This is a genomic window from Paenibacillus sp. JQZ6Y-1, assembly GCF_040719145.1.
In the GTDB taxonomy this organism is placed as follows: Bacteria; Bacillota; Bacilli; order Paenibacillales; family Paenibacillaceae; genus Saccharibacillus; species Saccharibacillus kandeliae.
In genome coordinates this window covers 14,121-30,342 of record NZ_JBFDUZ010000001.1, presented here as the reverse complement: position 1 = coordinate 30,342, position 16,222 = coordinate 14,121, and the positions used below count along the sequence as shown (strand labels likewise).

The 16,222-nt window shown below is 48.6% G+C and carries 10 protein-coding genes; 2 read left to right on the top strand and 8 right to left on the bottom strand.

What is annotated here, in order from left to right:
- Positions 1-7: 7 nt before the first annotated feature.
- The 3 genes from ABXR35_RS00195 to ABXR35_RS00185 all read right to left on the bottom strand — a co-directional run bounded on the left by ABXR35_RS00195 (position 8) and on the right by ABXR35_RS00185 (position 4,332).
- Positions 8-1,036 carry a FecCD family ABC transporter permease gene (locus tag ABXR35_RS00195; protein ID WP_367053800.1) on the bottom strand — a complete coding sequence of 343 codons (1,029 nt, stop codon included), beginning with the start codon at positions 1,034-1,036 and terminating at the stop codon, positions 8-10.
- Positions 1,036-2,064 carry an ABC transporter substrate-binding protein gene (locus tag ABXR35_RS00190; RefSeq protein WP_367061010.1) on the bottom strand — a complete coding sequence of 343 codons (1,029 nt, stop codon included), beginning with the start codon at positions 2,062-2,064 and terminating at the stop codon, positions 1,036-1,038. Before ABXR35_RS00190 ends, ABXR35_RS00195 begins: the two co-directional genes overlap by 1 nt.
- Positions 2,065-2,349: 285 nt before the next feature.
- Positions 2,350-4,332 carry an AraC family transcriptional regulator gene (locus ABXR35_RS00185; RefSeq protein WP_367053797.1) on the bottom strand — a complete coding sequence of 661 codons (1,983 nt, stop codon included), beginning with the start codon at positions 4,330-4,332 and terminating at the stop codon, positions 2,350-2,352.
- Positions 4,333-4,746: 414 nt separating this feature from the next.
- On the opposite strand from ABXR35_RS00185, the gene ABXR35_RS00180 reads away from it, so the two are divergent.
- Positions 4,747-5,601 carry an alpha/beta hydrolase gene (locus tag ABXR35_RS00180; RefSeq protein ID WP_367053794.1) on the top strand — a complete coding sequence of 285 codons (855 nt, stop codon included), beginning with the start codon at positions 4,747-4,749 and terminating at the stop codon, positions 5,599-5,601.
- Positions 5,602-5,814: 213 nt separating this feature from the next.
- Complete coding sequence (locus ABXR35_RS00175) at positions 5,815-6,933, top strand: hypothetical protein (protein WP_367053791.1); 1,119 nt, start codon at positions 5,815-5,817, stop codon at positions 6,931-6,933.
- 208 nt (positions 6,934-7,141) lie between these two features.
- Here ABXR35_RS00175 and ABXR35_RS00170 read toward each other — a convergent pair whose 3' ends face one another.
- The 5 genes from ABXR35_RS00170 to ABXR35_RS00150 all read right to left on the bottom strand — a co-directional run bounded on the left by ABXR35_RS00170 (position 7,142) and on the right by ABXR35_RS00150 (position 16,058).
- The gene (locus ABXR35_RS00170; RefSeq protein WP_367053788.1) at positions 7,142-7,465 is read right to left on the bottom strand and encodes a hypothetical protein; all 324 of its coding nucleotides are present in this window, start codon (positions 7,463-7,465) and stop codon (positions 7,142-7,144) included.
- A 155-nt stretch (positions 7,466-7,620) separates the two neighbouring features.
- Positions 7,621-9,207 carry a cellulase family glycosylhydrolase gene (locus ABXR35_RS00165; protein ID WP_367053786.1) on the bottom strand — a complete coding sequence of 529 codons (1,587 nt, stop codon included), beginning with the start codon at positions 9,205-9,207 and terminating at the stop codon, positions 7,621-7,623.
- An 865-nt stretch (positions 9,208-10,072) separates the two neighbouring features.
- Positions 10,073-10,465 carry a hypothetical protein gene (locus tag ABXR35_RS00160; RefSeq protein WP_367053783.1) on the bottom strand — a complete coding sequence of 131 codons (393 nt, stop codon included), beginning with the start codon at positions 10,463-10,465 and terminating at the stop codon, positions 10,073-10,075.
- A 202-nt stretch (positions 10,466-10,667) separates the two neighbouring features.
- A complete protein-coding gene (locus ABXR35_RS00155; RefSeq protein ID WP_367053780.1) occupies positions 10,668-13,244 on the bottom strand; it encodes a DUF2357 domain-containing protein in 2,577 nt (858 codons plus the stop codon).
- Between the two features lie 39 nt (positions 13,245-13,283).
- On the bottom strand, positions 13,284-16,058 hold the full coding sequence (locus ABXR35_RS00150) for an MrcB family domain-containing protein (RefSeq protein ID WP_367053778.1): 2,775 nt from the start codon (positions 16,056-16,058) through the stop codon (positions 13,284-13,286).
- Positions 16,059-16,222: the final 164 nt, after the last annotated feature.

Genomic DNA, 16,222 nt, shown 5'->3' with positions numbered 1-16,222 from the left:
CTCCGCTTCAGGAAGCTTCATGTGCTTTGCCTCCTTTCCGACGAATCAGATACAGGAAGAACGGAACACCGAACAGCGCGGTGACGACACCTATTGGTGTCTCGAACGGCGCATTCAGCCAGCGGCTGATCAAATCGCACCAGCAGAGAAATAGTCCACCCAGCCAAGCAGCGCACGGTATGACTTTGCGGTAATCCGTGCCGACCAGATAACGCGTTGTATGCGGCACTAATAAGCCGACAAAGGCGATTTTTCCCGCCAACGCTACTGAGCAGCCAGTCAGAATCACAACTGCCAGCATCGACAATGCCTTAATCACAGTTGTTCGTTGTCCAAGCCCAGCGGCAATCTCGTCGCCCATCGACAGCACTGTAATATACCGTGCGAGCATCAGCGCCATCAACAAGCCTACTAGTGCGAATGGAAGAATCAGCTTCAGCATCATCGGATCAATTTGGTTGAGCCTAGCGTTATACCAGAAGCTAACCGATTGCGACACCTGAAAATACGTTGCCGCTGCTTCCGCCACGCCGCTCAGAAAGGTACCGATGATCGTACCTAGAATTGCCATCCGTACGGGCGACGTACCATTGGGCAGTAGCCACGCCAGTCCAAATACAATCCCCGCCCCAATCGCCGAGCCAACCAGCGAGTAAACAACCATCGTTAACGACGTTGCACCGGGCAGCATAATCATACATAACGTAATCGCCATCACCGAGCCATCCGACACACCCATAATCGATGGCGAAGCGAGGTAGTTACGAGTCATGCCCTGCATGATCGCTCCCGATACCGCTAGAAAAGCGCCAATACATAGCGCACCAAGTGCACGCGGCAGCCGCGAATGCACGATGATCTGGTGCGTGATATCATTTTCATCGAAATGAAACAGCGCCTGCACCACTGTCGACAGATCGATATCGTTGGCTCCATACAGGATGGATATAGCAATCGTGAGCGTAGCCGAAACCGGTACGCCCACGATGAACAGCAGCGGAAGCCAGCTTCGGATTCCGCCAGTGAATATACTCATTATTTGGACAATTCCTTCACAGCTGCCTGCACGAATTGGTCACGGCTCCATGCCGGACCGCCTTCGGACAATGGATCAATTACGTTCACATACACATGACCGTTCTGAAATGCTTTCATTTTGCTCAGAATCGGATTGTTTTGCAGGTCTTGCAGTGCATTCGGCGTATCGGCATTCTCATCCTCAGAGAACTGAATAAACAGATCATCTGGATTCACCTGTGCCAGCTGTTCGACAGAGATTTCCTGCTGCGCTTTCGCTTGCTGGATAATATCTGGTACCTTCAGCCCCAGATCCTCGTACAGCGCTGCATTGACGAATACATTCGACGGATAGACACAGACTGCGCCCTGACGGATACGTACCGCCAGTACCGTTTTGTCCTTCAATTTGGCACCTAGTTCGCTTTGAGCTGTTTTCACATCCTGATCGTATTGAGAAATGGCAGTTTCCGCCTGCTCCTGCTTACCAGTCAGCTGACCCATCAGCTTCAGGTTATCCTTCCAATTATCCGAAATATGCGATACCGCAATCGTTGGTGCAATCTTGTTCAGCTGCTCCATCACAGGCGCATCGAATTTGGTCGTACCAAGAATCACATCCGGCTTCAACGACAAAATCGTCTCAAAGTTCGGCTCTGTTTTCTCCCCGATTGATTTTGCCTGATCGGTAATGGAAGCGAATTTTTCTGGGAAACTGCCCCGATACGTAATCGCCCCTGTCGGATGCACATCCAGCATCAGCGCATCCTCCATCGCTTCCATGGAACCGGTAATTACGATACGCTCTGCTTTGGCAGGAACAGTGTATTCTTTGCCCAGATAGGTGATCGTTTGCTGTTCGCCCTGTACAGAGTTGTTTGTTGCACCGCTTGCAGATGATGTACCGCCTGTACCTTCACTGCTGGTAGCGTTATTACTATTGCCACAGGCAGATGACAGTACCATCGTTAACGCCAGTATACAAATGGCAGTACAGGAACGCAAAACATTGCGCTCCCCTCCTGCCGTCTTGGTTTGTCTATTCATCACAATATGGCTCCCCTTTCGATATCCATCCCACTTGATAATCATTCTCAATAAAATGATAGTATGGATACCGTTATCCGAACATGGACAATATTCGCAAAAGGCATGGACGATGTTCAGTCTAACCACCTGAATATGCTCCATGCCCTATCGCTTGCCCAATGCTTCCGCACGTCTGCAACCTGTAACAGCTTATGCCCTTCCCTCAATATCTGCTGCAACGATGGCTTATGGATGAATGGCGCGGGTTGCTGCTTCTTTCATTTATAGATCAACATGGATAGATCAACGGGATCCGCAAAAGATATTGCCTGCATCGTCCACCATTCGTTTGTACGCTTCCGGCGAACGGTCACGCCACGGATCAGAATGCAGTACATGCACTTGATCTCGCTGCACCGCACGCAAATTCAACCATTCTGGCTGCGTCTCTAGCTCCTTCCACTGTTGTAGCGTCTGACTTTCCTGACAAATGAGCAACAACAAGCGGTCGGGATCAACCGTTGCCAGCATAGAAGAGGGGATCGGCGTATTTTCATCCTCCCAATCGTCTCTCTCATTCCTCTTATCCTCTGCCTCATCTCTCCGATTGATCTCATGATCCGCCATATGCTGTGGCAGCAAGCGAGCCAGATGTACATGCAGATCATTACGCAGCATATGGGCGGCTTCACATGAATAACACGAATAGAAATTCCCTTTCCAATATCGGACAAAAACAACCGTCTCCCCTTGCTCATACGCTGGCGCGATATTGCTTTGTATGGCGTTGGCATTTCCAGATACGAGTTGTTTCCCTTTTATTCCTTCTTGGTTGTTTTGTACTCCTTGTTGCTTCTCTCGTATTACTGCTTGGTTCTCTTTCATTCCTTGTTGCTGCTCTCCCACTACCTCGGCTTGATCCAGCCTTGTTTTCGCTGCTGCCTTGCCTGCTCTCATCTTCTCAAGCACCTGACCACATTGCTGATCATATTGCGCCAGCCAGCTTTCCGCCTCTGCATCCTGCCCTAGCTTATGCCCCAATTCCCGCAGCTGCTGCTTCCACATAGGGCTGGCGCAGTCGATATAATGCACCTCGGCGATTTGCTGCAAATGCTGCTTTTCTTCTGGTGAAATGTGTTCTGGTGCGATAATCAGCTCTGGATGACAGCGCCGCAATATAGCAAGATTGCTCTCCCATTGCATGGTTGCACGCTGTACCTTCAAATGAACCGGAATATCGGCAGCATGCCGCTTTTCATCATGAGCCGTCCATTTCGGATGAAGCGGTGCGGCGTATGGAATAACATCCAGTGCCAGTAGATACCCTGTAATGATCGGATCGTAGGAAGCGATTTTGCGGGTCCGATTGCGGATATAGGCAGATGGCGTGATGCCTGTTTCCTGCTTGAATTTACGGCTAAAATAAAACTCATCATGATACCCAACCTCATGCGCAATATCGCGCAGTCGCAGCTCAGGATTCGCCATCAGGCGGCGCGCCTGCTCCATACGCAGACGGGTCATATAGTGAACGACACTTTCCCCGTAATGCTTTTTGAACAGACTGACATAATAATTCCGGCTGAGTCCCGCCATCTCGGCAAGCTGCTCCAGCGTCAACGGTTCCCGATAATGCTGCTCAATATACGCGCGCGTCCGTTGCAGCTGCACACTAGCATCGCCTTCTGGCACATGTTCCTGCTCTCGTAGATCGCACAACAATTGCAAAAACAAACTGACTGCACGCGTACGACTTCCATGCTCACCGCTCATCCATTGCTCATGGATCGACTGACATATTGGTAACAGCCATGAACCAGCGATCGGATAACCGCCATGATCGTGCTTTTCATATGAATGTTCACCAGCAGACATCGCCGTATATGCCGACAAACCTAGCAGCTTCAACTCCTGCCCGTGCTCCACATAACAGTCAAAACGGAGCAAATATACACTCATCCCTTTACGACCAGACGAGCGTAGTCCCAACGTGCTACCCGGTACGAACCAGTGTACACTTTGCCCTTGCACCCGCAGCCGTTCCTGCTCCCGTGTCAGAATACCTTCACCCTCGGCAATGATCAGCAGGGTATGACTGGACGCATATTGCTGTGGTAGATGAAAGTCACCGGTTTTGCGTACCTTCTCCACATTACGCAGTCGAAAGCTCAGCGTGTCCAGCGCTGACAATATGGAGCCGTACAGCGGTTGTGGCACAGATGATGTCTGCGATGTTGTTGCTGACGATGAAGGATTGTTCCGTTTCCATTCCGCAATAGTATTCATGGCGTATCTCTCCTCTATGTTGATCTGGTCATTGATGCAATAGCCGGGCAGTCTATCGATATGGATGGCACATACGAGAAGATTCATCTCGCTATACAACCGCCATTCATTTTTTATAATAAACAATATCTTCCTTACTATATTGCTCATACAGAATCCATAGCTCATCTACAATATAATCAAATGATAATAATTCTCAATATACTTCCTCACTCTACCCCGTTCCAACCCAGCACGTCAACGAATACGACTCTTTTTTCAACATTTGTCCATGAATCACACGGAATATTGTGCATGGTCGGCAAAGCGACAAATTTGTATGATCAAGGCAAAACGTACAAGAAGCTGTATCCAATCCTTTGCTCTACTACACAGCGTCCCTCTCATTTCCATCTATAGACAAGGAGAATACTTATGAACTCATCGTTTCCCCATAGCCAACAGATCGCCGCACATCCTCAAGCACCAGAAAGTGAATTTTGTTTACGTGGAACGACTCAATTCGATCTCACCTCTGCTACTGGTCGCAAGTATCGCATTCTGATGTCCATTCCTGATCTGCCACCAACTGAAAGAGGCTACCCGATCATCTACACATTGGATGGTCATGCCATCTTCGCTCCATTACTGGCAGCTGAACGAGCCCAATCGCGACGTACGCAGAAAACGGATGTGATCGCCTCTATCATTATTGGCATCGGCTATCCATCTGAATTGCCCAATTCACCGGAGCGTCATTACGACTATACCCTGCCTGTTCCCGCAGAGCATCTGCCTCCTTCCCGCGATGGTCAGCCGTGGGCTCTACATGGCGGAGCAGATGAATTTTTGCGATTTATTCAGGAGGTATTGAAGCCAGAGGTGGAACGACGCCAGCTAGTGGACGTGGATCGTCAGACGCTGCTGGGTCATTCCTTTGGTGGATTGTTCACCCTGCATACGCTGTTCACTGCGCCGCAATCGTTTCGGAATTATGTCGCTGCTAGCCCTTCGCTGCATTGGGGACAGCCGCTCATTGCCGAGGAAGAACAGATTTTCACTGAATATATCAAGAATGCGAACGAGGAACATCATCTATTCATCGCGCTGGGTGCACTGGAAAATACGCCGCCTTTTCATATGCTGCAACATGCCGCAGCGTTAGCAGAACGATTACAGCCGCTGCATGAGTACGGACTGCATGTACGCTTTCGTGAATATGCTGATGAAAATCACGGCTCCGTCGTTCCGTCGATGATCAGCGCTGCACTACGTACGGCAGCACTGTAATTCTCAGCATGGAAGAAGTGGATTCTTATGCCGTCATGAATACTCCCCAACTATGCTAAGAACCGGACGACCGGACATGAACATTCTATTCAGTAGGCGTTCTCATCTTCATGATCTCAACATATTTTCCGATATTAGGAATGGAAGGTGAATCACTTACTTTGATTTTCCTGCCATTCCATAGAGAGATTATAGAGAAAAGGGGAACATTCCATGTCCGCACGTTTATCGGTTCATCCGCTGGTCAAACTAGTATGTGCAGTCGCATTGCTGCTCGTTCTGTCCACCGGTCTAGCATTGTCCGTCAACGCAGCTTCAACCAAAGGCAATACATACAGCTCTGTCTCGCTTTATATCAATGGCGAGCTGCAAATTGTACCGCCCACCCAGAAAGTCCAGTTTATGAACAGCAATACCCTGTACATCCCAGTCAAAACAATCACCCGTATTCCGGGCATCACCATCAACTACGGCAGCCCGCTTAGTTTGACCGGTAGCCGCGGTAATGTCACTATCAACAATACCAATTCCTTTGCGTACAATGGCACAACGTATGTACAGTACAAAACTCTGCTATCTATTAGCGATCTGGATGGCAAATACGCGTCCAGCGCATATGCGCTGTTCCTCTGGACAACCGACGAGGGCAAAGCCGAATCCTCCAAAATTCTCACCAACATCAGTCAGCTTCCCTCAGGTATGGGACCACTGATCGGTCAGAAAATGTACCCTGCTCATGAAAATGGAGCATACTGGATCACCAACGTTTATTACGATCCAAGTAGCACTATCTTTTATGTGACTGCTCGCAATTCTGGCGGTGAGGAGATTCATACAAACTCCAACTACGAAGCGTTTGATTTTGTATTGGATGCTTCGTTAACGCAAATGCAGAATATTCTGCGTGGCAAAAATGTCTGGTTCGACAATCGTGAGTTTAATGGAACCGGACTCAAGCATCTGGAAAAACTAACCTTTGTTTCTTTCCAGATTAGCGACGATAACAAGATCAGTGTGGTATTGCGCAAAGCCAATGGCAACAAAGTCGCCGTTACGCTGCATACCAACTACGATGTTAGCAAAATGCTCAGCAGCTGCCTGTTCGGCACCAATCCGCGCTCGGTATACAAATGGAGCGAAGCCGTATGGAACAGCATTAGCAACAACCGCGTATCTGCGGGCATGACGCCACAGCAAGTGGTTCTGTCTTGGGGAATGCCTTCCGACCGCAATACCTATCAGTCCGCTGGATTGGTGTATGAGCAATGGATTTACCCGCATAACTATCTATACTTCTGGAACGGCAAACTCACCTCAGGTCAGAGCTTTTGAGTCAGTTGCAGTGGAAGATAGTGTGTTCGTGAAGTGAGATATGTTGGATGAGATAATGGCTTGATCCATCATAGTTGAATACAAAGGCATATACCTTATGATACGGTATATGCCTTTTTTCATTTATGTATACTTTTCGATTACGATTTTATTTGAGGATCAATAATAGACGATATTCTCATAAAATCTTCTTCGTATTACTTCTATCTTAAAAAGGACGCTGCCCTTTAAACGGAGCGAATTTGGTTAGATCGGCACCTTTCTCAACCAGATATTCCAGCGCTTCCTTCAACTGGCTATATTCATTTTGTTCTTCGATTGCCACATCTTCATAAATAGACAAGTCATTGACATCAATCTGAAAATAATACGCTATGTACCGCTCCTTTCTTTTCTGGATCGCATACTGTATCCATTGTTTGGACGTAGCCATAGATTTGTCAGAAGACGCAGGAAGATCGAGATAATCTTCATAACCTCTCATTTTGCCGTTGTTCACAGCATGTATTAATCGTTGTAGATTCTCTTGCATCACTATCACCTGCCTATGTATTCGTACCTTTCGTAATCATTATAGCCAAAAAAGAGTATGTGTCATCATCAGCACATACTCTTTTTTAAAGCTATCATTGCTCATTGCTCATTTTCAAAATAATCGGATTCTCACGGTCATCCCGCAATACTCCATCACTTCGGCTCCGTCCCCCATACCAGCTTACCCTGCTGATACACCGTTACCTTGTTCCATTTGGCAAATGACGTACTTCCATTGTTGTACGAGTAATCGTTTGTCTCGTCAAAGTTGCTCCAGTCCGACGGATGAATGCGTGCCTGTACTTCTCCACTTTGTCCGCCCGCTGGAATGCTACCCGCTCCGCTGCCAAACGAGAATTCTACATACCGATTTGCCAGCGCGTTACCACTCCATGCTTTGGATGCCGCGCTCACATTGGATGCGCCAACGCTCGCCCAGTCGATATACGTCTGGTCACCGGATTTGCCATCATTATTAAAATAATACCGTACCTTCACATCACTCAGCTTGACCGCCGCACTCCCGGTATTTTGAATATTGAACACTGGGCGGATCGCATTGTCAGATGGATTGTTGTCGCCACTGCGGAATTGCAGGGATAGTGAACCTGTACCCGTGGAAGGTGTGTCCGGCTGGGTTGGCGTTGTACTGCCTCCGCCTGTACTCGGATCAGGTGTCGTGGTTCCACCGCCATTGTCCGTTCCCGGCGTTGTTGTACTTCCGCTTGTACTAGTGCTACCTGCCTTGATCTGCTGTCGCACAAATTTGCCGGAAGTCGTCAGATTGGCATCGGTCCAGCCGCCAGTTGTACTGGCTCCCGATGTCAGCGCAGCGGAGGCTTCTCCTTTATCTGACAGCGACCAGTTTACCCAGCTAATATTGCGGCTATTGAGGAAGTCGAGCCACGTCTTCGATTCGGTCAGAAACGGTCCGCCGTTACCAGACGCATCACTCGTACCCCATTCAGTAACGAAAATAGCCGCCCCTTTGCCACGCGCATAATCGATCCGATCACGCAGCGATTGTCCATGCGTACCCGCGTAGAAATGTAGCGCATACATCGTATTGGCATCTGGCAATTGGTTGTCAGCCGCATCGTGAATATCCTGACTCCATGTGCCTGTACCGACAATGATCACATTATCCGGGTCTTTGGCACGGATACTTTGTGTGACATCCAGCGCGTACGGACGAATCTGATTATTCCAATTCACATTGCCGTTCGGCTCATTGGCAATTTCATAGATCACATTGGGCAGATTGCCGTAAGATCCCGCCATCTCACTGAAAAAGCTTTTTGCCTGTGTTTTGTAAATATTCGGATCGTTATCCGACAGAATATGCCAGTCGATGATAATATACACGCCCAGATCCTTCGCCGCTGCAACGGCTTCTTTGACCTTGTTTGCCAATGCCGGATTGGAAATGTATCCGTTTTCCGCTGTATACATGGCTACCCGAAATACCGAGATGCCCCAGTCATCGCGCAACCATTTCATCGTATCCTTGTTTACATAATCGCCATACCATTGTATTCCATGCGAGCTGACTCCACGCAGCTGTACGACTTTGCCACTGGCATCCACCAGCTTACCGCTCGAAATTTTTAATTGTCCATGCTGCTGAACTGGTGTTGTTGCCGCATACGCCGGTGCTGACCATGAGCCTGCTGTAAGTGAGAAAGCAAGCACCATCGTTGCCGCTCCTGCTGTCCATTTTTTTACGTTGTGCCTCCACATGATTCCCATTCCCCTTTGCATGGTTTTCCCGTTTGATCCATCTTGCAAACTGACGTTATTGCTATACTTCGCTGATGGGTAACGGGTGATAATGCAGTACCTTGTGTTACCTTCGTCAGTATATCCATTCTATAACCAATTTAATATATTTTTACCATAAAATGAATATAAAGTTCCAGAAGATGGGAAGAGGGAATCATAGATGATATAGCACTTTACAACGCGTTTTCACACTTTTCAAGAGGGCTGATAAGCTATCTTTGTATCCGATAAAGCTAACTCAGTGGCTGATGGATCAAAATGTCCCGATAGGTTGGGCAGTGATTACCGATTATTTTTGCGCCTCCATAGATGGATCAACGTAATGATCACAAAAATAGCGATAACGATAAAGATCATCCCGACCCCCTGCAGGATCGTATATACGATATTCATACCGTTTCACTCCTTCCTTGTATTCTGTTCCGCTTCTCTGGCGGCATTAGGTGTATTTATTTTAACATAGCCAGCTCTCTATTCGCAGATAGCTGACGGTAGAGATAGGTAACGTACTTAATTCGTCTATACATTATGTTCCACGGCTTCATAGTTCACAGCTTGGATGCTACGCAAGGCACAATCTACGTTCTACAAACGAAAGAATACACCACACTCCCATCCAACTCCTCTGTCGCTGTCGCAAAACACATGAAAAAACCGGCTTATATACAGCCGGTTTGGAATACACTTATGTTATTTTATTTAGCAAATTTATTAGATCATAGGAGAGTAAGGTATCGTTTTTTTCTATTTAGCCAATGTATTGGATTATACGAGAGTGTGGTATCACTGCGCAGCCTATAGTCGCCCAAGACCATTACTTTGATTACTTTGCTCGTCCAATAGCTGCCTTCCCTTTACCCGTAGACAGCTTGCTCGTTTCCCGGTACATACGCAAGGCTCCATAGCTGCAAAACAACCAGAACAGCACCATAAATGTCTTGAACCACCACGCATCATACTCTGCCCAGAACGCATTCACTGCGCTCGCTAGTGTTACCAATCCGGTCAAGCCTGCTAACCAAAAGCGCTTCACCCGCGTATCGCCCTTGCTTTCTTTTTGCTGCTCATACATCTGGTACATGAGTAGCTGCGCCATCAGACCAATTCCGAAAAATGCCATATGCGACATCACGCCAAAGATTCGTGCCAACACGATCCAGACGACAATAACCTCAATCCAGCGAATGATACGCCCTTTTCCCAAAAAATGCTTCATCTAATCCCTCCACCGCCCATAAAGATACTATTGAATTACCTTTATTACGCGTTAAGGACATTGTGGTTACAACATATAGACATAAATGGGCTACCCAAGCTGCTAATACGAAGCATCTGTCACGAATCGTTCAAACTCATGCTGAATCTATCTTTCGATGATTGCGTCTTTTCAATGATGGTAGGTCATAACACAGCGTACATCACTTCTGCTCTGTGGACGGCTGCACCGTAATATCCAGTACCTGCTCCGCCTGATCCACATAATGCTGATCCAACGTCACTTTTACACGACCTTGACGACGCTTCTCCCGCCATTCACGAAGCTGCTGTTCATCGTTCAGCCGTAGCTCCGCTAACTCCTGCGCACGGTCGAACATATACTTGCTCGTATACAGCAGCGTATAAATCCCCTGTCCACCCGGCACAATGGCTCGTTCCAACTGCTGCCACGTTTCCACAGTAAATTTTACATACAGCTGCCCGTCTCGGCGCTCGTTACGCGGTAATTCGGCAATCTGCCCGCGCGGCATAATCTGCCAGCCTGTCACACGTCCATAATAATGAATCCCCGCCTGCTCTGCACCAAATACCCGCTTCGATTGATACATCGCTACATATTCCACGGACGTCACCTGCTGTGCATCGCCTAGATTTCGCAGCGGTACATGATAAAATCGGTGCTCTAACGCTAGCTCCACCTGCTCTTGTCCGCGCACTGATCCGACCAGCATATTACGCTGACGCTGCTGCATCTTATCCGTATAATATTCGTCCGTCCGCTGCGGCACCGTTGCCCGCTCGTATGCCTGTTCTGGGCTGTCCGCAATCAGTTCATCCAGAAATTGCTCAACCAGCGACGTCGCATTGGGTAGAAATGGTAAGGCACCGACATTGATTTTACGCACACTTTTATAGAAGTGATGCTGCGTATACTGCTGCTCATTTCCATACGGAAACAGCACATACGCACCGTACATACTACGCTCATATCGCAAACGATGCTCTTCGGCAGACTGCTCTTCTGCCAGATGCACAATCGCATCCCGATACCGGTGCATTGTATTTATATCGTCCTCCTGCGGTCCCGGCAATCCATACCGCCGATGATACTCCGATCCTTGCTCCGCTACATCCAGCTTATACTTAGCATCGAAAATAAAATTGTACTCCTTTTCCAATCCTGCATCCCATTTGCGTAAGGACAGCACATTATCCGGTCGCTGGGCAAGTGTTGGGGACCAGCGCTGCTGTGACGAACGATTATAGTACAATACGAAGGTTTCGCCTGTGCGTGGATGACGATACTGCATACGCGACTGCTTTCCTGTATCCAGTGTCACGAACAATCCCGCATGATTGAGCCGGATCACATCCTGCTGCACCAACTGGTATTTGTTCGCCATCAGCTCGTTAAGCTTGAGGAAGCACCAATATTCATACAGCTCGGAGATTTCTTTCATTGATAATCGCAGTACATCGCTCTGAATCGACAGCCCTTTCAGCAAAGTTAAATAGTACCGATACATCTCCCGATACCCCGGCGCCATCTGCATCACCAGACTAATGCTCATGCTACGCATCGGGGTCAGTGTCTGCAACCATTCCGCACCTAGCATCTGCTCCATCCGTCGAATCATCTGATTCACCTGCATGGCAAAATGCTCGTCATAGCTGCGACTGCGGAAATTGCCGGGTTTACTAAGCTGTACATACTGATCTCGCAGCTGCACCAGCTTGCCCATGATTCGTTCCAGCATCCAGCGCAATAAGCGATTCTCCGCCGTATCATATGACAGATGCTTGACCGTATCGAGCAGCCGTGTCGGACGATACGCTTCGCTGCCGATCTGGATCGTACCGCGTGCAGGAGTAATCGGATGACTGCTACGAATGCCACGATGGTCTTGTAGATCTCTGCCGCCCTCTACTCTTCTCCCATCCTGTGCCGCCCTGTCATCCTTCACTATTCTGCCAGCATTTACGTTCTCCAAATACTGCGGATGCTTGGCGAGATAATCGCTATTCCGGCGACCCGGACGCTTTGCAAGTGCTGCCTTACGCATCTCCAATTCCTTCTCCATTCGGTGATGGGGCTGCCTGCCAATCCGCTCCATCGCCCGCTCCATCTGTTCAAACAAATGCGAGATAATTGAGAAAAACTCCGTCAAACTCTGCCGCTCACTATGACGCAGCGACACCGATTGATACGTTCGTTTCAGAAAATCAAAGCTTAGATTGTACACCTGCCGATTCACATCCTGTAGCAGCATGGCATAATCGTCACGGTAGTCAATTTTGGACGGAAATACTTCCAATTCGAGCGAAAGCAACCGCTCCCCACCCGCACGCAGCTCTAATTCGCTGAAGCCCACTTCATTGCGAAAGTTCAGCAGCCCCGACAGTAGCCGACTCCCCTTTTCACTAACCGCTTCCCGCAAATACCGATTCGCATGGTAAAAGTGAACACGCTGCTTGATTCCATCTGCCTTTTCATACACAAATTCATAATTCTGCTGCTCATAAAAGCATGGCCATACCGGCGTATGCGCATTCCACTCCACCAACCGACCTTCCAGCGGCGAAAACACATAGACATAATGCACCTGCACATCCGACGATAGCGATACACATTTTAGATGGGCATCAATCCATTTCCCCTGCTCCCGATGCAATTCCAGCGTCTCCACCGCCGGGTGATACGGTCGCCCCTCAATGTACAGATTCCCGATACTCGTTCCCACTTCCAGCAGCCGCACCGTTTGTTCTGGATTCATCATTACACCCCCTTTAACATGTATATTTTCAAACGCAATTCATCAATGTACCCAATACGACGTAAACCCATCCTCGTCCAATCGACGAATCATATACACCAGCTTACGCGCACTCTCTGGATAATCCGCTTCCGGTGGCGTATTCCCCGCTTCCCAGCTGTCCCAGAAATTCTCATCATCCTCCAGCGGCGACGGTACACGCACATTGCCCTTCAGACACCATTCCAGCAGACGCACCAATGCCCGACGCACTGCCATTTGACTCCCCTGAATACGCGGCAAAATCTTTTGCAGCAATTGCAGATCGAACGCCTCTTCCTCAGACATCAGCCCAAAGCGCTCATTATATACCGCATAAAAGCAGATCGCATCCCGAATCCGGTAACCTACATGCGCATGAATACGTTCCAGCACTGCATTTACCTGTACCAACCGCTCCGTCGTACGTACTACCAGTTCGCGGTACTCCCCAATGGCATCCTTCAATTGCAAGTAATCACTACGCAAAAAGCCTTGCTCCACAGGCACCACTTCTACCGTTTGCCCATCATTTACCGTGTCGTCCGGCAGCTGCATCAGATCAATATGGTGAAACTCAATCGTATTCGCCCGATCCAATACCCGCTTGCTAAACGGGTACGTCGTCTCGTCCATATTTACCGTACCGACAATATACACATTGTCTGGGATACCCAGATGCCCGTACATCACGCGGTCTTCCTCCAATTGCAGCATCCCAGCAGCAATCAGCGGATCAGTGACAATTCGACGCTCACCTTTGGTAGGAGCAGATGGCTGTTGCCTTGCACCATCGGTACGGTTTCGGTTTCCAGCTGTCGGACTGGTATTACGCGATGGCTGTCCATTGCGATTGCTCATATGAACCGAGCCTTGCTCCGTCTCACCATTTGCCTCATCCACATAACCAGAACGATCCGTATTCATACGCTCATGACGCTCATCTCCCAAGTTTGAACCAGACCTCGGATCATCCCCATTCCCATGATGTTCATCCGTCAACCTAGGTTCATCATCAGAAGCACGCCCAGATTGCCCATCTGCCAACCCAGACCCATCATCAGAAACGCGCCCAGATTGCCCATCTGTCAACCCGGAACGTTTAGTTGTATCCTGTCCATCTCCTATGCGCGCTTTCCGGTTTCGCTGCGCATCCATACTAATATGACCTGCTACACCAGCACCCGAATCCGCACGACCTGCATGCGTCCCGCTAGCATTAGCATTGTCCTCGCTGTACACATACTCCTGCCACCGCTCCAGCGAAGAATACAGATGTTCACTCTCCTGCCGCCATTTCTGCGTTTCCAGCAAGCTCATCATATCGCTAAAATAATGCTCCACTCGTGCCAGATTCATCTCATCCAGACATACAAAATAAGGCTTCTTCCGATTCTCTGGACGCGAAGCCTCACGAATGACCAACGTCAATGGTCCCGGCTGAAACATACCCGACAGATCGCGATATCCAATCAACTCCGCTGGATCACTCCAATCTGGACGCACCGGAATCAGCGTAAACTGTCCATTCTCCGTCGTCGCTCCAACCGCTTCCGCAAATAGCCGCACCAGCCGCGTCTTTCCCGTGCCAGAGATTCCCGCCAAAATAACAAAAGGTCGCGTTTTCAGCGACAAATAGAAGTTATACGTAAGCCGCTCTGGAAAATAAAAACCATTTGCTGCAATATGCTCATGCACTTGTTCCAACACCCCAGATACATCCCGGTCACGCAGTCGTGGCGTATACACCTCACCGCTATCATCATCCGGTACCTGCGTCGTCCATACCGTATTCGGCGTAATCGCCGTACTCTCAATGTAGAACATATAACTATCCATCGCATCCCACAGATCCGTTACCAACTGTTCATTGTCCGGCAAACGCTCCGTATCATATGCAAAATAAGCAATCGTCGACGTCTGGTAATCATCCCCTAGCCGTCCGTCACCCAGATCAATATCGTCCGCTAGCTTCATCCGCCCTGCTGGCAACTTCTCCCGAATGACTTGCGCCCGCTCCTGTAAGTACGTATGACTCTCACTGCGCCCCAAATGGCTGCGTGCTTCATTCAACCCTTGGTTCAACGTCAAATACAACCGCTTCATATCCGCCGAAAACAAATACGCCACATACACCCCACGCTGAATCGTATCCGTCAACTGCGGATACATCACCGCAATCCAAGGAATCGTCGCCCAATTACTACCACTGCCTACCGATCCCTGCACCTTAAAATGATTATGCACAAATGGTAGCGAACGTAAATGCTGCGGAATCTCCCTCCGCACATACTTCGCCAGCGGATGCCCCGTTAATGGCTGCTGCTTGGCAAGCAGATAGTTGCCGATGATGTTGAGCAAATCCTCCCGCAGTGAAAAGTCTGACTGTGGTGGAGCATAGTACGTATCCAGCTCGTCGAGGGTATAGTGGTACAATTCATCCAATACCGCCGGATTCAGCTGACTGTATAGCTCCGGCTTGAAACCGATCGTGTAGCCGGAGCTAGGATAGTCCAGAATCGACGACAACGCATCAATCGGCGTATCCACCACATACTGCACCCGCTTCACCGGCATATCCGCCCACCGAAACGCAATCCGCGACGGCGGCGCATCTACAGGCATACTCCGTGCTTCCCGCTTCTGAAAATATTCCAAAAAACGCTCTTTGATCCGCGTCATGGATACTTCGCGTTCTCGGGTGGCACGCATTTCGTCGATCAGTACGAGGATGAGAACCATTTTATATGATTTTTGTCTGTGAAGGAAAATATTTTGGAGTTCTATTGGTAAGGTCATTGGTATTCTCCTATAATTAAAAGTTTATATTCATTATTTTATTCTTAACTTTATCGTGACATACTGCACGCTTTACAAATAAATCTACATTAATATATTTATATTAACCTATTCATTTAAATTATAAAAAAAGTAGCTCTATACAGACAATCCTATCTGAAGAG